Origin of the sequence: Pseudomonas sediminis, from assembly GCF_002741105.1 — a bacterium.
In the GTDB taxonomy this organism is placed as follows: Bacteria; Pseudomonadota; Gammaproteobacteria; order Pseudomonadales; family Pseudomonadaceae; genus Aquipseudomonas; species Aquipseudomonas sediminis.
The window spans coordinates 493,114-511,449 of sequence record NZ_NIQU01000004.1 but is presented as its reverse complement, the minus strand read 5'-3'; the positions used below and the strand labels follow the sequence as shown (position 1 = coordinate 511,449).

The window sequence follows — 18,336 nt, the reverse complement described above, 5'->3', positions numbered from 1 at the left end:
CTTGCAATAGTGAGTGTGTATCTTGCATAGCACCAGCAGGCCTTACTCTCATAAGCCCCACACGTACTCGGAGCGACGATGGAAGCCGGAACCGCGCAACTGACGATGACCGTACTGATGACACCGGATATGGCCAATTTCTCCGGAAATGTCCACGGCGGTACGCTGCTCAAGTACCTCGACGAAGTCGCCTACGCCTGTGCCAGCCGCTACGCCGGCTGCTACGTGGTGACCCTATCGGTGGATCAGGTGATGTTCCGTGAACCGGTGCACGTCGGTGAACTGGTCACTTTCCTCGCCTCGGTCAACCACACAGGCCGCACGTCGATGGAAATCGGCATCAAGGTCATCACCGAGAACATCCGCGAGCGCTCGGTGCGCCACACCAACAGCTGCTTCTTCACCATGGTCGCGGTCGATGCCAATGGCCGCCCGGCGCCGATTCCCGAACTGCAACCGGACACCGCCGACGGCCTGCGCCGCCAGCGCCAGGCCAAACAGCGCCGGCAGATTCGCGAGGAGTTGCAACAGCGCTATCAGGCGTTGAGCGAAGAGAAGAACGCCGAAGCGTAGGACAGGTGCAACCCGCCGCCGATGGCGCCTCGCGCCTCAGTCGTGACCGATATAGAACAACAGCTCGCGGCGCTGCGGGTGATCCTTGAGCCAGCTACGAATTTCGTCGGCGCGGGCGATGGCCTCTTCGCCGGCGATGCGGCTAAAGCGCTCGCGCCGGGCCTGTTCGCTGGCCTCCTGCCGTACCTGGCGCTGCCAGGCGTCGGTGAAAATCGCCGGCATGCGCTGGCTCAGCTCCAGGGCCTTGAGCAGTTGCCATTCGCCGCTGTCCAGCCAGGCTTCATCGCACGTGCCGCACAGGTCGAGACGATTGGCACGAGTGCCGCTGATCTGAAACTTGCTCATCAGCTTGGCGCACTTGGGGCAACTCAGGGCATGGCTGGTTTCACCCACTTCGGCCTCGGCGGCCAGTTCGCTTGGTGTCTCTTGTGCTGGTTGACGCTCGGCCCAGTCGCGGTAGTGCAGCAGGCTGACCAGCGTGCCTTGGCACTGTGCGCAGCCATGGCCGAGCAGGCCATCTTCGAGTTTTGCCGGTTGCAGGCGAGTCGTACGGCAGGCGGGGCAATGCATGGTGACGTCCTTTTCATCTGAAGAGAGCGAACGCTAATGCAGAGCCGACGCATGGGCAAGCCACTGTGCTGAGAAGCACCTGGCAGATAAGCTAAGCTCTGTCTCCCGAAGCTGGAGTCGCCATGATCAACCTGTTCGATGTGTTCCTGCTGATGCTGTTCGCCGCTGCCTGCGCCTGGCTATGGCGCGGCCACGGTATTCGCGAGCGTGCGCTGGCCTTCGCCAAGCAGCACTGCGCCAAGCTCGACGTGGAGCTGCTCGATGGCGCCGTGGCATTGCGTCGTCTGGCCATCCAGCGTGATGCCAAAGGCCATCGTCGCCTGGCGCGACTCTATGACTTCGAGTTCACCGTCACCGGCGAGCAACGACTGCGCGGACATATCAGCATGTTCGGCCCACACCTCGGCCGCATAGAACTGCAGCCCCACCCGATATTGGAACCGCAGCCCGAACCGGTTGCAGTGCAACAACCAGGCAACGTCATTCGCCTGGAAGACTGGCGGCGCAAGGCGCAATAGCGCCTGCCCGATTCAGCCGCGCTGCAGCAGGAAAGCAGCCACGCGCTCGGCGCTGTCCGCCGGCTGCTCCTGCATGAAACAGTGCCCACCTGGCACCACCTGACTGCGCACATGGGCGTTGCCCGCGCACCAGCGCGCCACGGACTTGGCAACGAAGGGATAGGTGTGCACACCGTGAATCACCTCGGTCGGCGTCGTCACCTTGGCCAGCGATGGCCACAAGCGCCGCGGGAAGGAGCCGAAGATATCTGCCTCACGGCTTGGCCGGCACTTGAGCTCGACGCCGCCCTCGACATCCTTCAGCGCATGCTCGATGTAGGCGTCGAACGCTGCCTCGTCCCAACCACGGAACATGCCACGGCCATGTAGCGCGGCGTGCGCACTGGCGCGGTCAGTCCATTGCCGGCGGCGCTTGTGCGCCTTCTTCGCCATGCCGGTGCGCTGCGCCAGGCCGACCACGTCGGACAATGCCATCACCCCGATCATCGCCGGGCTGAACAGCACCGGGTCGAGCAACACCGCACGCTGGAACAGCTCGGGATGGCGCGCCAGAATCAGGCTGGTAAGCACGCCGCCGAAGCTGTGCCCGAGGGCGAAGCGCGGCACATCGCCGAACGGCCCGCTCAACGCCTCGAACGCCTCCACCGCCAGCTCGGCGCTGCGGTTCCAGCCATGGAAGCGCCCGCCATGATCACTGTCGCCATGGCCCTGTACATCGCACAGCCAGAGGTCGAAGTCCTCGGCCAACGCGGCCAGCATCGGCGTATAGACGCGCCCGCAATAGCCATTGCCGTGCAGGAAATGCAGCAACGGCTTGCCCGACGGCGGCGTGTGCCAGCCGCGCAGGGTGAAGCCGGCAGAGGTGTCGTGAGACCAGGGCAGCAGTTGCATGAAGGTTATCCACAGCGACGAGAGCGCGGCGAGTTTATCAGCCCACAGCTGGGATTCGGCACGCAGCGAACGAGGCGCTTAGCGTTTCGGCGTCCTGCGCCTGATCGAAGATCAACTCCAGCCGTGAGTCCTTGCGCCATTCGCTGGGGGGCCAGGCCTGTAGCGCCTGCCCCTGCAAGGCATTCAGCGACTGCCAGCCTTCATCGCTGTGCAGCACGGCCTTGGCCCTGCGCCAACCAAGGTTCTGCAGCCAGCGACTGACCTGCTCAAGGTCGAAGCACTGGCTCGGGTGCCAGCGCCAGCCAATGCTCCAGCCTTCGGGCTGGTCCTGCACCAGGCAGATCGGCTCGGCGGCATTGCGCCAGATCTGCGCCAGGCCGGGTGCAGCTGTGGGTAACTCGGCACTCGCCTTGACGGGCGAAGCCTGCGCCGCCAGGCCCGGCAGCAAGGCCAGGTCTAGCCGGCCCTGCGCGGTCCAGTACATCGGCACGGGCGGCAGGCTCGCGGCGATTCGCGCCCGGCTCGCCTCGTCCAGAGACTCGCTCTTGTTCAACAACAGCAGACCCGCCTCACCCAGCGCCTGACGCTGTACGTCCGGCAGCGGCTGACCGCTAGCCAGTGCGGCAGCATCCAGCACCATCAGTGCCGGTTGCACGGCCAGCACGCCTAGCCAGGGCGGCTGACGCAACTGCGCCAGCAACTGCGCCGGATGCCCCAAGCCGGATGGCTCGATCAGCAGGCGATCAGGCCTGGCCTTGCGCAGCAGGCGGCCAAGACCCACCTGAAACGGCGCACCGTTGACGCAGCACAGGCAGCCGCCGGCCACTTCGGCCATGGCGATACCGTCGTCGCCTTGCTCGAGCAAGGCGGCGTCCAGACCGATCTGGCCGAATTCGTTGATCAGCACCGCCCAGCGCTCGCCCGCTGGTTTTTGCGCCAGCAGATGACGGATCAGCGTGGTCTTGCCGGCGCCGAGCGGGCCGGCGATGAGGTGGGTGGGGATTTGACTGAGCATGAATTTATGTTCGGTGGTTCGCCAGACAAGTGCCAGCACAGACTGCAAAGAAGCAGCATGTTAGATTCGCCGGCAGTTTTTCGGGAGTCGAAACGATGCGTGCATGGCTGTTGCTGTTTTCCCTGCTGCCGGGCCTGGCCCTGGCCGAAGCCTGCGTGGTGCATAGCCAGGCCGAACGCCTGGACGTGAAGGTCTGCCAGGAAAATCGCAACATCCCAGCCACACTGTTTCGCGACGGTTTCTGCCAGCCACAGTTGCAAGGCCAGACGGTCGAGGTGGAGTTCGTCGAGCAGTGCCCCAAGGGTGCCCACGGCGTCTGCCAGAACGCGCGGGCCGGTAGCGGTATGTACCTGCAGGATATCCACTACTACGGCGTGGCCAGCGACGCGTTGTACCTGGAGCCAGCCTGCACCACGCAATATCAGGGCACATGGATCAAGCCCTGACATCAAAGCGTCATCCAACAAGCGCCTAATGACTGCGGGTACCTCACGTAACCCTCATGTCGAGTCACGCGTCGACATGATCTCTTGGTGCTTAAGGCCGGGGCAGTCGCTCCGGCCTATTTTTTGGTGATGCCCCATTGCAGTGGATGGCGTCTCGTAGGAGCCGCGCCCCGCGGCGAATGGTGTTCACACCGCAATTCTTCCTGAACAACCACGGCCGCTTCGCCCCGAGGCGGGGCTCCTACTGTTGCCTGCGGGCACTGCTAAGGCTGGCGAATAACCCGGATGCAATCCGGGACGCTGGCGTACTGCAGCCTACGTAACGCCCCTGTAGGAGCCTGCTTGCGGGCGATACTCAGGCTAGCCAATCCAGGGTCAACAACAGACGTCGCTCACCCACCGGCGGCTGCGGCGAGCGGTGGATCAAGCCGCGCCCCTCATTGCCATGCCATTTCTCGCCCTTGGCCAGCGCCACATGGCCGCTGTCGAGGCGCTGGATCAACGCCTCGTCCTGCGGCTCGGCACCCGGCTGACCGAGCTTGCTGCGCGGCATCACGCCCTCCTCCAGCCAATCGCTGCCGACACCGGCATAGCTGGTGATCAGCCGCACCGGCACATGGTCGACGTGAAAGCGCGGGCACATGGCCTTATCCAGCGCGCGCAGGCGCAGGCCGATGCGCTGCGCGTCGAGCAGGCAGGCATAGGCGCGCACCAGCCACGCCACGTCGGCGAGAAAGGCCGCCTGGCCCGGCAGATCGGCGTACTGCGCCACCAGGCCATCGACATTTGGCTCGCTGTCCGCACGCGGCAGCTCCAGGGTCATGGACTGTGCCAGCGGCTCACCTTGCGCCAACAACGCGTCGGCGAAGTCGGCGATCTGCGCCGGCAGGCGACGCTGCCAGACGGCCAGATTGACGCCGTCGTGCAGCACCTCGCCCAGCACCTGGATATCCTCGCCCAGCACCTGCCGGGAAAGGTTCGGCAACTGCAGGGCGAACATCAGGCGGCCTCCTGCTGCCAGGCACCGAAGGGGTCAGCGAGCAGGCGCCAGGCATCCGGGCCGCCGGCCATTTCCGCGTCGGTCAGTAGGCAGTCGTCCAGCTCACGTACCAACTGCGGGAAGTCGATGTTCTGGCCGATGAACACCAGCTCCTGGCGGCAGTCGCCAACCTCGGCACTCCAGTGCTGCATGATCGTCTGCAGGCCTTCTTCGTCCTGCGGCCAGTGCTGCTTGGGCACGAAGCGCCACCAGCGCCCGGCCAGGCCGTGGCGCATCAGCCCACCGGCCTGCGACCAACTGCCGGCCTCCTGGTATTTGCTGGCCAGCCAGAAAAAGCCCTTGGAGCGCAGCAGACGACCGTTGCGCCATTCCTGCGAGAGGAAGTCGAAGAAGCGCTGCGGATGGAACGGCCGGCGCGCGCGGTAAGCGCTGGAGGCGATGCCGTATTCCTCGGTTTCCGGCACGTGCTCGCCGCGCAGCTCCTTGAGCCAGCCCGGTGCCTGCGAGGCGCGGTCGAAGTCGAAGCGGCCAGTGTCGAGGATCTTGTCCAGGGCGATCTGGCCCATGCTCATGGCCTGGATGTCGGCGTGGGTGTTGAGCCCACGGAGGATGGCCATCAGCTCCTCGCGCTCGGCCTGGCTGATCAGGTCGATCTTGCTGATGAGGATGACGTCAGCGAACTCCACCTGCTCGATCAGCAGGTCGGTGATCGAACGCTCGTCCTCCTCGCCGAGGGTTTCGCCACGGCTGGCCAGGCTGTCTGCCTCATGGAAATCGCGCAGGAAGTTCACTCCGTCGACCACCGTGACCATGGTGTCCAGTCGCGCCAGGTCGGACAGGCTGCGGCCCTGCTCGTCGCGAAAAGTGAAGGTTTCGGCCACCGGCAGCGGTTCGCTGATGCCGGTGGATTCGATCAGCAGATAGTCGAAGCGGCCTTCGCTGGCCAGACGGCTGACCTCGTCGAGCAGGTCTTCACGCAGGGTGCAGCAGATGCAGCCGTTGCTCATCTCCACCAGCTTCTCTTCGGCGCGGTTGAGGCTGACGTCTTGCTGGACGGTGGCACCGTCGATGTTGATTTCGCTCATGTCGTTGACGATTACCGCGACCTTGCGGCCTTCGCGGTTCTTCAGCACATGGTTGAGCAGGGTGCTCTTGCCGGCGCCAAGAAAGCCGGACAGCACGGTAACGGGTAGACGCTGATTCATGGGGGTGTTCCTCGTTCAGTCACGGTCACGCTGATGTTTTTCGCGCTGCTCCTGACGCTCCTTGGCTTCGATGCTCAGGGTCGCGGTGGGGCGCAGCAGCAGGCGCTTGAGGCCGATGGGTTCGCCGGTCTCGGCGCACCAGCCGTATTCGCCACGCGCCAGGCGTTCGAGCGCCTGGTCGATCTTGTCCAGCAGCTTCTTTTCCCGCTCCAGCAGGCGCAGCTGCCACTGGCGCTGCTCCTCGGCGGCGCCGATATCGGCGACATCGCTGCTGATCTCGGGTTGGCGCAGCTCGGTGAATTCCTCCTCGATGCGCGCCTGCAACTCGGCTCGCTGGGTTAGCAGCAGCTCGCGAAAGAACTGCTGCTGGGCGTCGTTCATGTAGTCGTCGGCTGGCTGAGCCAGCAGTTCGGCTTCGGTAGTCGCGGTCAAGGTCATGGCAAATCGGCTGGCTTGTTTTAATTGTTATAACATAACATTTATTTCTGATCGCCACCCACGGATTTACGATGAACGAACAGCCTCTGCCGGATATTGCCGCCCAAGCCACCCACCATGACCTGCCGCTGGACTGGGTCGGCATGGCCGGCATCGCCCTGCCCATTCGTTTGGCGGACGCCGCCGTGACCGCCAGCGTCGATATCGGCGTGAGCCTCGAAGATGCCGGCGCGCGCGGCATCCACATGTCGCGCCTGTACCTGGCGGCGCAGCGTCTAGTGCATCAGCCATTGAACGTGCCGGCAGTGCTGCAGGTGCTGGACGACTGCCTGAGCAGCCACCAGGAGCTGTCCGACAGCGCCACCCTGACGCTGCGCGGCGAGGTGCCACTCAAGCGTCCGGCGCTGGTCAGCCCGTTGAGTGGTTGGAAGGGCTACCCCTTCGAACTGCGCGCCCGGCAGGACGGCCGTGGCGTGAACATCGAATTGCAGGTCGAGGTCAGCTACTCGTCCACCTGCCCTTGCTCGGCAGCGCTGGCACGGCAGTTGATCCAGCAACGCTTCGCCTGGGACTTTCCCGATCAGCAGGTGGATTACTCCAGCGTGCTCGACTGGCTCGGTTCGACTCAGGGTATCGTCGCCACCCCGCACAGCCAGCGCAGCACGGCGACCCTGCAATTGCGCCTGGCACCGGGCTGCGTCGAACTGCCCGTACTGGAGTTGATCGACAGCGCCGAACAGGCCCTCGGCACGCCGGTACAGACCGCGGTGAAGCGCGCTGACGAACAGGCCTTCGCCCTCGCCAACGGGCAGAACCTGATGTTCTGCGAAGACGCCGCACGCCGCCTGCACCGCGCCCTGTGCCAATTGCCGCAAGCCAGCGGCTTCCACCTCAAGGTCGTACACGCGGAAAGCCTGCACGCCCACGACGCAGTGGCACAAAGCCGCTGGAACTGGAGCTGAGCCATGACTGCCGACGCCTTCTGGTTGCAGCTGGAATCCGCCGACGCCGGCCACACCGTGGCGCTGAGTGAGGCCCTGGAGGCCATCGCCTGGAACGACGCCGGGCTGATCCCGGTGATCGCCCAGCGCCACGACAGCGGCGAGGTGCTGATGCTGGCCTGGATGAATCGCAGCGCGCTGCAGGAAACCCTGGCCAGCGGCCAGGTCTGCTACTGGTCGCGCTCGCGCCAACAACTGTGGCGCAAGGGCGAAACCAGCGGCCATCGCCAGCGCTTGCTCAGCGCGCACCTCGATTGTGACGGCGACGCCCTGCTGATCAAGGTCGAGCAACTCGGCCCGGCCTGCCATACCGGCCGACCCAACTGTTTCTACAACGATCTCGACGGCGAACAGCTGCGCGTGGCCGTGAGCGGCCCAGCATGAAGCGTCTGGCCATCGCCCTGGTGCGTTTCTACCAGTATCTGATCAGCCCGCTACTCGGGCCGCGCTGCCGCTTTCACCCCAGTTGCTCGCACTACGCCGTCGAAGCCCTGGAAAAGCACGGCCTGCTACGCGGCCTGTGGCTGAGCCTGCGCCGGCTGCTGCGCTGTCACCCCTGGCATCCGGGCGGCTACGACCCGGTGCCCGAACCCTCGCCCAAGGAGCGACCATGATCCGCAAGAATCCGTCCGGCCACCTGCCGGTCATCGCCGAATCCGCCTATGTCGACAAGACCGCCATCATCTGCGGCAAGGTGATCATCCATGACAACGTCTTCGTCGGCCCCTACGCGGTGATCCGCGCCGACGAGGTGGACGCCAGCGGCGACATGCAGCCCATCGTCATCGGCGCCAACTCCAACATCCAGGACGGCGTGGTGATCCACTCCAAGTCCGGCGCAGCGGTGACCATCGGCGAGCACACATCCATCGCCCATCGCTCGATCATCCACGGCCCATGCAGCGTCGGTAATCGCGTGTTCATCGGTTTCAACAGCGTGCTGTTCAACTGCGCCGTCGGCGATGGCTGCGTGGTGCGGCACAACGCCGTGGTCGACGGTTGCGACCTGCCGGCAGGCTTCCACGTCACCTCCACCCAACGCATCGGACCGAAGACTGACCTGGCCAGCCTGCCGCGCGTCAGCGTCTCGGCCAGCGAGTTCTCCGAGGACGTGGCCCGCACCAACATCGACCTGGTGCGGGGCTACAAAGCCCTGCAGAACGAGTTCTGACCGTGCTGATCCGTAACGCCCGCCTGGTCAACGAGGGCCGCGTGTTCGAGGCCGACCTACGCATCCGCCATGGACGCATCGACGCCATCGCCAGCAGCCTCGCCCACCAGCCCGGCGAGGACCTGCTCGACGCCGCCGGGCAGTACCTGCTGCCGGGCATGATCGATGACCAGGTGCACTTTCGCGACCCCGGCGCGCCGCACAAGGGTAGCTTTGCCACGGAATCGCGGGCGGCGGTGGCCGGCGGTATCACCAGCGTCATGGACATGCCCAACACCAACCCGCCAACCCTGACGCTGGAAGCCCTGGCGGCCAAGGAACAACGCGCCGCCAGCTGCTCGAAGGTCAACTACGGCTTCCACTTCGGCGTCAGCTACGACAACCTCGACACCGTCGCCGCGCTCGACCCTAACCGCGTAGCGGCGGTGAAGGTGTTCATGGGTGCCAGCACCGGCAACATGCTGGTCGACGACCTGCCGGCGCTGGAACGGCTGTTCCGCGACTGCCCGACCATTTTGCTCACCCACTGCGAATACACCCCGCGCATCCGCGAACGCGAGGCGCAGTGGCAGGCGCAATATGGCGATGAGATTCCCGCAGAACAGCACCCGCTGATTCGCGACGCCGAGGCCTGCTACCAGTCCTCCAGCCTGGCCGTGAGCCTGGCGCGTCGCTACGGCACACGCCTGCATGTGCTGCACCTGACCACAGCCCGCGAGCTGAGCCTGTTCCAGTCTGGCCCGCTGGCCGGCAAGCAGATCACCGCGGAGGTCTGTGCCCATCATCTGTACTTCGATGAGCGCGACTACGCAGCGCTCGGCCACCTGATCAAATGCAACCCGGCGATCAAGTCCCAGGCCGACCGTGACGCCCTGCGCCAGGCGCTATTGTGTGGCCGGCTGGACATCATCGGCACCGATCATGCGCCGCATACCTGGGAGGAAAAGCAGCGCCCCTATATGCAGGCGCCATCCGGCCTGCCGCTGGTACAGCACGCCCTGCCGTCACTGCTGGAGCTGGTAGCCGACAGCCTGCTGCCACTGCCCCTGCTGGTGGAAAAGACCAGCCACGCCGTAGCCGAACGTTTCGCCATCGAGCAGCGCGGCTACCTGCGCGAAGGCTACTGGGCCGACCTGACCCTGGTCGAACGCCTGACCGAGCCACGCCCGGTGGCGGCCGACCCGATCCTCGCCCACTGCGGCTGGACGCCGTTCCAGGGCCGCAGCTTCCGTCATGCTGTGCGCAGCACCTTCGTCTCCGGGCAACTGGCCTGGCACGCCGGCCAGGTGCAAGACGATTGCCAGGGCTTGCCGCTGCGATATCGGCGCGATTGAGGCTGTACTACCACCCCCCGCCGCCGCCTCCTCCGCCGCCACCGCCGGAAGAGCCGCCACCTGAAGATCCACCACCACCGCCGCCCGAAGAGCTGCTCGACTGCGGGGGCGTCGACGCCAACGCCGTAACGCTGCTGAGGCCGGCCGCCAGGGCACTGCTCATCGCCTGCGGGGAACTGTAGCTACTGCGACTGTGATACCAGGTCGGTTGATAATCGCGCTGCTCGGGGTCGATCAGGCCGCTGGCCAGTGCCGCGCTGAAGCGCGCGCTCCACTTGTCCTCGACGCCCAGGGCCATTGCGAAGGGCAGATGGCGTTCGTACAGGGCGATGCTCATCGCCGGCGCATCACCCGCCAGCGCCAGAACGTCGCTCTCGGCCAGTTGCAGATAGTCGCGGTAGCCTTCCAGCGCATCGAGCAGGCGCCGCCCTTCCAGGGTCGGGGCCGGCATCAGGTAATAGAAAACCACCACCAACGCGGCATACAGCACGATCAGCAGCAGAACCGGCAGGGAAGCTGCCTCGGCAATCATCAACAGCCCCACCGGCACCGGCCAGGCGAACATCAGTGCGGCGAAGAACAAGGGAAGTTTCTTGCCCAAGCTCGGCTGCCGCCGCGCCAGGTTGAACATGATCAGCGTCGGCACGCCAAAGCCCAGGCCAAACACCAACCCTGCCATACCGGTGGCGAAATCATCGCCATGGCTGCCCATCACCAGCATCACCGCACTCCCGAGCAGGGCCCACAGCAAGCCCAAGGCCCAGGTGCCACGGTTGTTGCTGAACCAGGCCTTGCCCTGCTGCTTCAGCTGGTTTTCCAACGTGCTCAGCGTGTCAGCGAGGCGAGGCTCGTATTTCTTGCCGATAGCGATCGAACCATCCTCCTTGTCGGCCTTGAATAGACGGTCGCTCAACTCACGATCCTGCCCATTCAGATCGCCTCGCACACCAGCGCGCGACAGGATAAAACCGCTGCGCGGCCTGTCTTCGATACGCAGATGCTTACGGATTGCCATGTCGGTCAGCCACACGCTGAATGCCCGCGCCGCTGAGAAGCCTCCGCGCAGACCGCGATGCCAGAGGTAACCGGCCTGCACCGCACTCATGCCCGCCGGCCCTTCGAACAAAGGGATGATCACGCCCTTGCGCGGGTCGCGGCCGACGCGATGCCAGGCGTTCAGATAGAACAGCAGTAGGCCGATCAGCAGCAGCGTGCCAACGCCCACACCAAGGTTGTCCAGGAGCGCACGTTTGACGTTATCCAAGCCGCTTGGCCGCGGCACCAGCCCAGCCTGCCAATCCACGGCTATCGTCAGGCCGTGGTGGGCGGGAAGCTCCGCAGTGGTGGCCAGGCGCAGGTGATCATCGCCGCGTTCGACAATCTGGAAGCCCTGGCCCTGATCACCTTGGGCGCCGGTGTAAGCGGCCAGTTGGCCAATCTGTGCGCCTTCAGGCAGGCGAACCTCGACCGAAGCCTGGCGAATGGGAAATATCCAGCCGTTGCCCGTGACGTTCCAGTACAGCTCGTCACTGTCGGCGTGATGCAACAACGCCCGCTCGACTCGATAGCGCAATTCGTAGCGATAACGCCCCGGATCGAGCAGGACGCCAGCCGAGCCGAGGTAATAGCGCACCCAGGCGCCATTGCGCTCGGTGCGCACAGGTTCCTTACGGCCGTCGCGGGTCACGTTCAGCAGGGTGATCGGGCTACTCTGCTCCAACCCCATCGGCAGCGCATAACTGACCGGCAGATCGCGGTAGATGCCACGACGAATATCCTGGCCCTCGGCGCGTACGGTAATCCGTTCGGTGACCAGCAGATTGCCGTCGGCCTCGACCTGCAGGGTGACGGCAAAATCTTCGATGGCCTCCTGTGCCAACACCAGGCCGGGCAGCAGAAAACAGCTAAGCAACAGGCCACGCAACCACCCTTGCATGCTCAGAACTCCATCTTCGGCGACTGGCCTTCACGCGGGTCATCCAGGGTGAAATATTCGGCCTGGGTAAAAGCGAACAGCCGTGCCACCAGATTGCTCGGCACCGACTCGACCAGTACGTTCAGCTCACGCACCGCGCCGTTGTAGTAACGCCGAGCCATCTGGATATGGTTCTCGACCTCGCTGATGTTGCCCTGCAGCTCACGAAACTGGCTGTCAGCCCTGAGCTCCGGATAATCCTCGACCAGCACAAACAGCTGGCGTAGCTGATGACTGAGCAGCGTCTCTACCGGCGCACGTTGGGCCAGCGGCGAATCCGCCAGTTGCACCGCTCGCATGCGCTCCTGCACCAACGCCTGCAGCGTGCTCTGCTCGTAGCCCATGTATTGGCGCACACATTCCACCAGCGCCGGAATCAGGCTGGAGCGGCGCTTGAGCTGCACATCGATGCCGCTGGCGGCTTCCGCCACGCGGTGGCGGTTGAACACCAGGCGGTTGTAGTGGAAAACCACGGCACCGCCGAGCACCAGCAGCGCGCCCACCAGCCACCAAAATCCTGAAACCTGCATAGCCTCTCCTTGTTTGGCCCATGGCCGCCCGCTTTGCACTGACATCGTGGCAGCCCGTATCCTGTAGTGCCAGCCAGTCAGCGAGGCCCGCATGCAGATCGAGTTGATCGAGATCCGCGACCACCTGAATCGCTTCGCCCCGTTCGACACTCTGCCGGAGCAGACTCTCGACGAGATCGCCCGCCAGGTGCAAGTGGGTTACTTCAAGGCCGGCAGCGAAATCCTCGCCGTCGCTGCGCCGATCCACGAGTTGCACTACGTGCGCAGCGGCGCGGTGGAAATCCACCGGCGTGGCGGCGAGCTGCACAACCGCCTGACCGAGGGCGACATCTTCGGCCAGGCCGGCCTGCTGCGCGGCAACAAGGTGCGTCTGGGCGCCACGGCACTGGAAGATTGCCTGATCTACTTCATCCCCGGCCCCCTGTTTCAACAGCTCTGCGATCAGTTCGACAGTTTCGCCGACTTCGTCGAGGCCGAAGGCCAGTCGCGCCTCAAGTCCGCCCTGGAAGACAGCCATGGCAAGGCCAGCGAGCTGATGAAGATCAAGGTGCGCAAGCTGATCTCGCGCGGTGCGGTCAGCGTGCCGCTGGATACACCGATCCAGCAGGTGGCGCAGGTGATGACCGAACACAGCGTGTCCTCGGTGATCGTCGTCGATCCCGGCACGCGCTGGCCTGACCCGAACCAGGTAGATGTCGCCGAGCAGCAGAACCAGGTGATGGCCGGCATCCTCACCGACCGCGACCTGCGCACCCGAGTGGTCGCCGCCGGCCTGGCCAGCGACACCCCGGTCAGCCAGATCATGACGCCTAACCCCATCACCCTGCAGGCCGACGACTCGGTGTTCGAGGCCATGCTGTGCATGCTGCGCAACAACATCCACCACCTGCCGGTGCTGCATCGCCGCCGCCCGGTGGGCGTGGTGGCGCTGGCCGACATCATCCGCTACGAGTCACGCAGCAGCCTGTACTTGGTCAACGGCATCTTCAACAAGACCTCGGTGGAGGGGCTCAAGAGCCTGCTGCCGGATCTGCGCGCCACCTTCGTACGGATGGTCGCCGACGATGCCAGCGCACATATGGTCGGCAGCGCCATGAGCGGCATCGGCCGCGCCTTCAGCCAGCGCCTGCTGGAGTTGGCCGAACAGAAGCTCGGTCCGCCGCCAGTGCCTTACTGCTTCATGGTCGCAGGCTCCATGGCCCGCGATGAGCAACTGCTGCTCACCGACCAGGACAACGCCCTGGTGCTCGACGATAGCTTCGATGCGGACGAACACGACGCCTACTTCGCCGAACTGGCGCAGTTCGTCACCGACGGCCTGGCCGCCTGCGGCTACAGCTACTGCAAGGGCGGCATCATGGCCACCAACCCCAAGTGGCGGCAGCCGCTGAAGGTATGGCGGCACTACTTCAGCGAGTGGATCGAACGGCCCAATCCGGAAACCCTGCTCAACGCCAGCATCTTCTTCGACCTCGACGGCCTCTATGGCGAAACCGAGCTGGTGGAAAACCTCAAGGATCTGCTGGCGCAGAAGGCCAGCACCAGCCCAGCCTTCCTTGCCGCTCTGGCGCGCAATGCACTCAACCGCACGCCGCCGCTAGGCTTCTTCCGCACCTTCGTGATGGAAACCGACGGCCGCCACCGCAACATCATCAACCTCAAGGGCCGCGGCACCGCGCCACTCACCGACCTGATCCGCGTGCACGCCCTGGCCTGTGGCTCCAAGGCGCAGAACTCGCTGGATCGTCTCGACGCCATCGCCGCCACCAAGCTGCTGCCCAAGGAGGCCCTGGAGCACCTGCGTTACGCCTTCGAGTTCCTCAGCCTGGTACGCGTGCGCCACCAGGCCCGTGAAGTCGAGGCCGGCAACGCGCCGAGCAACTACATCGAGCCGGAACAGTTCAGCGCCAGCGAACGCCAGCACCTCAAGGAAGCCTTCCAGGTGATCAGCAACGCGCAGAAATTCCTGCGCTTTCGCTACCCCGCACAGCCAGCGAGCCGCCCGCGATGAACGAGCGCGCGGCCCAGGACTGGCCGCAACTGTTTGCCAGCCTCGCCGACAGCAGCCGCGACCCGCGCCTGCGTGCCTTCTACGGCGCCGGCTGCGTCGCCGCCGATACGCCATTGGCGGAAGTGCCGCTGGTAGCACTGGACGTGGAAACCACCGGCCTCGACCCGCGTGAACATGCCATCGTCAGCCTTGGCCTGGTGCCACTGAGCCTGCAACGCATCCGCTGCGCAGAAGCCCGCTATTGGGTGGTCAAACCAACCAGCGAGTTGAGTGCCGAGTCGGTCACCTTCCACCACATTACCCACAGCGACATCCGCCACGCCCCGCGCCTGGCCAGTGTGCTCGAGGAGCTGCTGGAAGCTCTGGCCGGCAAGGTGGTGGTGGTGCACTACCGAAATATCGAACGCAGCTTCCTCGACCAGGCCGTGCGCCAACACCTGGGCGAAGGGCTGATCTTCCCCACCATCGACACCATGGAACTGGAAGCCCGCCTGCACCCCAAGCGCACCGTAAGCTGGTGGGACCGCCTGCGCGGCCGCCAGCCCACCTCCATCCGCCTGGCCGACAGTCGCCTGCGCTACGGTCTGCCGCTGTACTCGGCACACCATGCGCTGACCGACGCGCTGGCCTGTGGCGAGCTGCTACAGGCGCAGGTAGCGAGGCACTATCCGGCGCATACGCCAGTGGGGGCGGTCTGGGGCTAGACCCGACCCGAGCCCCCCACACTTTGTAGGAGCGGATTTATCCGCGAAGCTTTTGGCTTCTTGATCGTTCCCTGGCCCTACATCCACTTCATTTTATACAGGCTCCAACCCTTCAGACACGAGACGGAGCATCGCAAACGGGGGACCCACACGGAGTGGGGGCTCCATCGAACCCGCGGTTATTCAACTCACGTTTGATATATGCCTCACTGAGGCGATGTGTCAGCTCGATAAGGTTATTGATGCGGACATCTTGCTCTTTATCTGACCACGGCATCACCATGTCACCGTGCATGGATGAGTTACGCAGTTTGATCCACGCCTCGACCTGCTCCGACGTAATGCCATTAGTACCTATCATCGACTTCAGCAGGCTGTTAGTACCCTTTACCTTAAAGCGATCTAAATACTGCAGAACCTGGCTGCGAAGATTTTTGGCGCCCGTCCACTCTGCGATGACTTTCTTGAGGCTATTAACTGCTGAGTCGTCTTGATCCGACTTACGCTCTAACTCTGAGAACATCGTCTTCATGATGCCCTCTACCGTACTAGCCAAGGTCATGCACAAAACCCAATTAGAACCTTGAGTTGCTTGAATTATTTCCCAGTAATAGCGCGTGAGGGGATGTGCCTCAAAATTATGATGTCCACTGGAATCTCTAGCTGTTGACACGATGATAAGGATGTCTCGGTATAGGTTCCAAAATCGCTCGGCGTTCACACGTGGATCTTCGCGCAGCATGCTGCCAGCCAGCGAAGTGGCCGAACGCACCGATATTGGCCGAAGGCTAATGAATGCCCTGCCATCACCAAAGTTTCGTGCTTTAAGTCTCGGGTAAACGATTTCCCCCAGCAGCAAGCTAAGCGGCTCGCTGAGCCAGTTTTCCAGATATGGATGCGGGAAATCAGTAGTCGCCTCCGCGACAGCCCAGAGATGTTCATGCTCTGCCGATTGGAAGAACTCGATGGTCGCATCCAAAACTCCGATGGTCTGCGTACCTCTACTACGCGACCAGAGCACCTCTTCGTCTCCTCGCTGTACGGTCTTAACCATGTTCATGGGGATGGGAAGGCGCAACGGTCTGTCATACACCAACTCCACACCTGGCTTCTCTGCCACACCAAAGCCGGTAGTGTCAGTCTGTAGACTGTGAATCGGGCCGGAGAGGCGCCAGATACCTTTCGTTTCTGCACCGGTATGCAGCTTCGTCCAGCCACCCGACCATTCGGTACCCTCATAGTCAACCGCCGTCAACCTGAATTGGCGCAGTCCGTCATAGGGATTTTTCTGTGCATCCACAATCTTGCGAAACGCATCGGAGCCATCGCGAGGCGTACCGTGCATAGCGAAGTGCATGTGTGTGCTTGTATCGATAGCGATTTGCCCTGGCCCGGTAAATACCGGAGGCTCATGGTCGTACCCTAGTATCTCCATATGTGGGCACTCGATAGTGGTTGGCCCGCTCAGCAGGCGATCAACCCAATGGGATAGAGTTCTTATGGACATCGGCAAGCCTCTAGCAATTAGCCCGGACATACACCGCATAAATGGTGGATGAACAAAATACATCCATCTTACGTGGCGACACATTTGATCGTTCACACCCAACGCGTGGCTACCATCAATTTAGGACAGCGCAGACACACACCATGAATCGCCGCAAGAAGATCAAACAACTGCTCGAAGCTCACGCCAAGAAGGCCAATGCCAAGCTCGCGCCCAGAAGCAACAAACCCAAGTACATCAGCAAGGCTGACAGGGCGAAGTTGGAGGCTGAAGCGGCTCAAGAGGCTCTCGGGCCCGTGGAGTAAAAGTCGGATAGGCGGATGATGTGGGCCCCATCGAAAAGCCAAGAGCATCGCGGCTAAAGCCCCTATCACACGAACGGGCTAACCCAGCACCTTGTCCGCCGTATAAACCGCCTCATCAAGAAACACGTTCACCGCCGGGTGATCGCGCTCGCCCTTGCGGTAGGCGAGGAAGACGCCGCGCTGGATAGCCGGCAGCAGCGGCACGGCGGTGACGCCGGGTAGCGTTCGTACCAGGCGCAGGCCGGAGACGATGGAGATGGAGTTGCCCGAGGCGACCATGGCCGCGACCATCTCGAAGCCGGCGCAGTGGGCATTGATGCGCGGCGCGTAGCCCGAGCGGCGGCACAGGTTGGTGATGAATTCGCCAAACGAGCTGCCGGTGGAGTCCAGCGCCCAGGCTTCGTCGCGCAGCTCGGCGATGGTCAGGCTGTCGCGCCGGGCCAGGGCATGGTCGATGGGCAGCAGAACGTGCAGCTGGTCCTGAGTCAGGGGAATCAGCGCGTAGTTCTCGCGGTTTTCGTCGGGCTGCACGGCGAGGTCGTCGATCACCGCCACGTCGATCTGCCAGGCGCCGAGGGCGCTGAGGCTTTCCTGCGGTTCCAGTTCCAATACCACCACGTTCAGCCGCGGGTAGGCGCTGCGCAACGCGCGCACGGTTTCCGCGATTACCGCCACGGCAATCGAGGGGAAAGCCGCCACACGCAATTCACCGGCGATTTCGCCGCGTAGCAGCGCCAGCTCCGAGCGCGCTTCGTCGAGCACCATGAGGATGCGCTCGGCATGCGCCACCAGGCGCTCGCCGGCCGGGGTCAGCACCACACCGCGCCCGCGCCGTTCGATCAGCGCCATGTCCGCTTCGCGTTCGAGCTGGGACACCTGCTGCGAAACCGCCGAGGGCGTCAGGTGCAGCGACTCGGCAGCAGCGGCCATGGTGCGGCAGCGGGCCAGTTCACGCAGGGTGCGCAGGCGGGTGATGTCCATGACGCGATCTCAATAGTTAAGGGTCGCTAACGAATAGGTTAAAAATAAATCAGTATACATAATGATATGACCAGCCTTAGATAGAGATATCCACACGCGCTGAACCGGGCGCGTGGTTCACCCACATACAGGCATCGCTGAAAACCGGGTTTTCAGCCGTG

Annotated in this window: 21 protein-coding genes; 11 read left to right on the top strand and 10 right to left on the bottom strand. The window is 63.7% G+C overall.

The annotated features are described in order from the left end of the window. Nucleotides 1-78 precede the first annotated feature (78 nt). Nucleotides 79-573: an acyl-CoA thioesterase gene (locus tag CDO35_RS13000; RefSeq protein WP_092378887.1), complete on the top strand. Its 495-nt coding sequence runs from the start codon at nucleotides 79-81 to the stop codon at nucleotides 571-573. A gap of 36 nt (nucleotides 574-609) precedes the next feature. On the opposite strand, the gene CDO35_RS12995 is transcribed toward CDO35_RS13000, so the two are convergent. Further along, nucleotides 610-1,143, bottom strand: coding sequence for a TFIIB-type zinc ribbon-containing protein (locus CDO35_RS12995; RefSeq protein WP_099525139.1), 534 nt, complete (start codon nucleotides 1,141-1,143; stop codon nucleotides 610-612). Between the two features lie 122 nt (nucleotides 1,144-1,265). Here CDO35_RS12995 and CDO35_RS12990 point away from each other — a divergent pair, with 122 nt between their 5' ends. After that, nucleotides 1,266-1,661 (top strand): DUF3301 domain-containing protein, encoded by a 396-nt coding sequence (locus CDO35_RS12990; protein WP_099525138.1) that lies wholly within the window; start codon nucleotides 1,266-1,268, stop codon nucleotides 1,659-1,661. A 12-nt stretch (nucleotides 1,662-1,673) separates the two neighbouring features. Here the strand turns inward: CDO35_RS12990 and CDO35_RS12985 are convergent, their stop codons facing one another. Then, nucleotides 1,674-2,552, bottom strand: a complete 879-nt coding sequence (locus CDO35_RS12985; protein WP_099525137.1) for an alpha/beta fold hydrolase — start codon at nucleotides 2,550-2,552, stop codon at nucleotides 1,674-1,676. 37 nt (nucleotides 2,553-2,589) lie between these two features. Continuing rightward, nucleotides 2,590-3,567, bottom strand: a complete 978-nt coding sequence (locus CDO35_RS12980) for a CobW family GTP-binding protein (protein ID WP_099525136.1) — start codon at nucleotides 3,565-3,567, stop codon at nucleotides 2,590-2,592. Between the two features lie 95 nt (nucleotides 3,568-3,662). On the opposite strand from CDO35_RS12980, the gene CDO35_RS12975 reads away from it, so the two are divergent. Further along, entirely contained in the window at nucleotides 3,663-4,013 is a 351-nt protein-coding gene (locus CDO35_RS12975) for an NADH:ubiquinone oxidoreductase (RefSeq protein ID WP_099525135.1), read from the top strand. A 355-nt stretch (nucleotides 4,014-4,368) separates the two neighbouring features. Here CDO35_RS12975 and CDO35_RS12970 read toward each other — a convergent pair whose 3' ends face one another. Genes CDO35_RS12970 through dksA form a run of 3 tightly spaced genes read right to left on the bottom strand, consistent with a single transcriptional unit; the run spans nucleotide 4,369 to nucleotide 6,656 of the window. Then, nucleotides 4,369-5,013 carry a DUF1826 domain-containing protein gene (locus CDO35_RS12970; protein ID WP_099525134.1) on the bottom strand — a complete coding sequence of 215 codons (645 nt, stop codon included), beginning with the start codon at nucleotides 5,011-5,013 and terminating at the stop codon, nucleotides 4,369-4,371. Continuing rightward, nucleotides 5,013-6,218, bottom strand: a complete 1,206-nt coding sequence (gene zigA / locus CDO35_RS12965) for a zinc metallochaperone GTPase ZigA (RefSeq protein WP_099525133.1) — start codon at nucleotides 6,216-6,218, stop codon at nucleotides 5,013-5,015. Before zigA ends, CDO35_RS12970 begins: the two co-directional genes overlap by 1 nt. Nucleotides 6,219-6,233: 15 nt before the next feature. Further along, nucleotides 6,234-6,656 carry an RNA polymerase-binding protein DksA gene (gene dksA / locus CDO35_RS12960; protein ID WP_099525132.1) on the bottom strand — a complete coding sequence of 141 codons (423 nt, stop codon included), beginning with the start codon at nucleotides 6,654-6,656 and terminating at the stop codon, nucleotides 6,234-6,236. A 71-nt stretch (nucleotides 6,657-6,727) separates the two neighbouring features. On the opposite strand from dksA, the gene folE2 reads away from it, so the two are divergent. Genes folE2 through CDO35_RS12935 form a run of 5 tightly spaced genes read left to right on the top strand, consistent with a single transcriptional unit; the run spans nucleotide 6,728 to nucleotide 10,162 of the window. Next, nucleotides 6,728-7,618, top strand: coding sequence for a GTP cyclohydrolase FolE2 (gene folE2, locus CDO35_RS12955; RefSeq protein ID WP_099525131.1), 891 nt, complete (start codon nucleotides 6,728-6,730; stop codon nucleotides 7,616-7,618). Nucleotides 7,619-7,621: 3 nt separating this feature from the next. After that, the gene (gene hisI / locus CDO35_RS12950) at nucleotides 7,622-8,041 is read left to right on the top strand and encodes a phosphoribosyl-AMP cyclohydrolase (RefSeq protein WP_099525130.1); all 420 of its coding nucleotides are present in this window, start codon (nucleotides 7,622-7,624) and stop codon (nucleotides 8,039-8,041) included. Then, nucleotides 8,038-8,271, top strand: a complete 234-nt coding sequence (gene yidD / locus CDO35_RS12945; protein ID WP_099525129.1) for a membrane protein insertion efficiency factor YidD — start codon at nucleotides 8,038-8,040, stop codon at nucleotides 8,269-8,271. The genes hisI and yidD overlap by 4 nt, the downstream gene beginning before the upstream one ends. Then, entirely contained in the window at nucleotides 8,268-8,828 is a 561-nt protein-coding gene (locus tag CDO35_RS12940) for a gamma carbonic anhydrase family protein (protein ID WP_074938559.1), read from the top strand. Before yidD ends, CDO35_RS12940 begins: the two co-directional genes overlap by 4 nt. Continuing rightward, nucleotides 8,825-10,162, top strand: a complete 1,338-nt coding sequence (locus CDO35_RS12935) for a dihydroorotase (RefSeq protein WP_099525128.1) — start codon at nucleotides 8,825-8,827, stop codon at nucleotides 10,160-10,162. The genes CDO35_RS12940 and CDO35_RS12935 overlap by 4 nt, the downstream gene beginning before the upstream one ends. A 7-nt stretch (nucleotides 10,163-10,169) precedes the next feature. On the opposite strand, the gene CDO35_RS12930 is transcribed toward CDO35_RS12935, so the two are convergent. Together CDO35_RS12930 and CDO35_RS12925 are read right to left on the bottom strand one after the other, a co-directional pair. Continuing rightward, complete coding sequence (locus CDO35_RS12930) at nucleotides 10,170-12,098, bottom strand: DUF2207 domain-containing protein (RefSeq protein ID WP_099525127.1); 1,929 nt, start codon at nucleotides 12,096-12,098, stop codon at nucleotides 10,170-10,172. A gap of 2 nt (nucleotides 12,099-12,100) precedes the next feature. Next, on the bottom strand, nucleotides 12,101-12,667 hold the full coding sequence (locus tag CDO35_RS12925) for a LemA family protein (protein ID WP_099525126.1): 567 nt from the start codon (nucleotides 12,665-12,667) through the stop codon (nucleotides 12,101-12,103). A 91-nt stretch (nucleotides 12,668-12,758) separates the two neighbouring features. On the opposite strand from CDO35_RS12925, the gene CDO35_RS12920 reads away from it, so the two are divergent. Further along, nucleotides 12,759-14,678: a DUF294 nucleotidyltransferase-like domain-containing protein gene (locus CDO35_RS12920; RefSeq protein WP_099525125.1), complete on the top strand. Its 1,920-nt coding sequence runs from the start codon at nucleotides 12,759-12,761 to the stop codon at nucleotides 14,676-14,678. Continuing rightward, nucleotides 14,675-15,382, top strand: a complete 708-nt coding sequence (locus CDO35_RS12915) for a 3'-5' exonuclease (protein ID WP_099525124.1) — start codon at nucleotides 14,675-14,677, stop codon at nucleotides 15,380-15,382. The genes CDO35_RS12920 and CDO35_RS12915 overlap by 4 nt, the downstream gene beginning before the upstream one ends. 112 nt (nucleotides 15,383-15,494) lie before the next feature. Here the strand turns inward: CDO35_RS12915 and CDO35_RS12910 are convergent, their stop codons facing one another. Beyond that, nucleotides 15,495-16,739, bottom strand: a complete 1,245-nt coding sequence (locus CDO35_RS12910; RefSeq protein ID WP_143507334.1) for a hypothetical protein — start codon at nucleotides 16,737-16,739, stop codon at nucleotides 15,495-15,497. Nucleotides 16,740-17,032: 293 nt separating this feature from the next. Between CDO35_RS12910 and CDO35_RS12905 the strand changes: the two genes are divergently transcribed. Continuing rightward, nucleotides 17,033-17,194, top strand: a complete 162-nt coding sequence (locus CDO35_RS12905) for a DUF2986 domain-containing protein (protein ID WP_099525122.1) — start codon at nucleotides 17,033-17,035, stop codon at nucleotides 17,192-17,194. A gap of 78 nt (nucleotides 17,195-17,272) precedes the next feature. Here the strand turns inward: CDO35_RS12905 and CDO35_RS12900 are convergent, their stop codons facing one another. After that, nucleotides 17,273-18,175 (bottom strand): LysR family transcriptional regulator, encoded by a 903-nt coding sequence (locus CDO35_RS12900; protein ID WP_099525121.1) that lies wholly within the window; start codon nucleotides 18,173-18,175, stop codon nucleotides 17,273-17,275. Between the last annotated feature and the right edge of the window lie 161 nt (nucleotides 18,176-18,336).

Coding starts and splice junctions, on each gene's coding strand:
- CDO35_RS12930 (WP_099525127.1), bottom strand. CDS start 12,098: ATGCAAGGGTGGTTGCGTGGCCTGTTGCTTAGCTGTTTTCTGCTGCCC.
- CDO35_RS12980 (WP_099525136.1), bottom strand. CDS start 3,567: ATGCTCAGTCAAATCCCCACCCACCTCATCGCCGGCCCGCTCGGCGCC.
- CDO35_RS12925 (WP_099525126.1), bottom strand. CDS start 12,667: ATGCAGGTTTCAGGATTTTGGTGGCTGGTGGGCGCGCTGCTGGTGCTC.
- CDO35_RS13000 (WP_092378887.1), top strand. CDS start 79: ATGGAAGCCGGAACCGCGCAACTGACGATGACCGTACTGATGACACCG.
- dksA (WP_099525132.1), bottom strand. CDS start 6,656: ATGACCTTGACCGCGACTACCGAAGCCGAACTGCTGGCTCAGCCAGCC.
- yidD (WP_099525129.1), top strand. CDS start 8,038: ATGAAGCGTCTGGCCATCGCCCTGGTGCGTTTCTACCAGTATCTGATC.
- hisI (WP_099525130.1), top strand. CDS start 7,622: ATGACTGCCGACGCCTTCTGGTTGCAGCTGGAATCCGCCGACGCCGGC.
- CDO35_RS12995 (WP_099525139.1), bottom strand. CDS start 1,143: ATGCATTGCCCCGCCTGCCGTACGACTCGCCTGCAACCGGCAAAACTC.
- folE2 (WP_099525131.1), top strand. CDS start 6,728: ATGAACGAACAGCCTCTGCCGGATATTGCCGCCCAAGCCACCCACCAT.
- CDO35_RS12975 (WP_099525135.1), top strand. CDS start 3,663: ATGCGTGCATGGCTGTTGCTGTTTTCCCTGCTGCCGGGCCTGGCCCTG.
- CDO35_RS12990 (WP_099525138.1), top strand. CDS start 1,266: ATGATCAACCTGTTCGATGTGTTCCTGCTGATGCTGTTCGCCGCTGCC.
- CDO35_RS12915 (WP_099525124.1), top strand. CDS start 14,675: ATGAACGAGCGCGCGGCCCAGGACTGGCCGCAACTGTTTGCCAGCCTC.
- CDO35_RS12940 (WP_074938559.1), top strand. CDS start 8,268: ATGATCCGCAAGAATCCGTCCGGCCACCTGCCGGTCATCGCCGAATCC.
- CDO35_RS12900 (WP_099525121.1), bottom strand. CDS start 18,175: ATGGACATCACCCGCCTGCGCACCCTGCGTGAACTGGCCCGCTGCCGC.
- CDO35_RS12920 (WP_099525125.1), top strand. CDS start 12,759: ATGCAGATCGAGTTGATCGAGATCCGCGACCACCTGAATCGCTTCGCC.
- CDO35_RS12985 (WP_099525137.1), bottom strand. CDS start 2,552: ATGCAACTGCTGCCCTGGTCTCACGACACCTCTGCCGGCTTCACCCTG.
- CDO35_RS12905 (WP_099525122.1), top strand. CDS start 17,033: ATGAATCGCCGCAAGAAGATCAAACAACTGCTCGAAGCTCACGCCAAG.
- CDO35_RS12970 (WP_099525134.1), bottom strand. CDS start 5,013: ATGTTCGCCCTGCAGTTGCCGAACCTTTCCCGGCAGGTGCTGGGCGAG.
- CDO35_RS12910 (WP_143507334.1), bottom strand. CDS start 16,739: ATGCACTTCGCTATGCACGGTACGCCTCGCGATGGCTCCGATGCGTTT.
- zigA (WP_099525133.1), bottom strand. CDS start 6,218: ATGAATCAGCGTCTACCCGTTACCGTGCTGTCCGGCTTTCTTGGCGCC.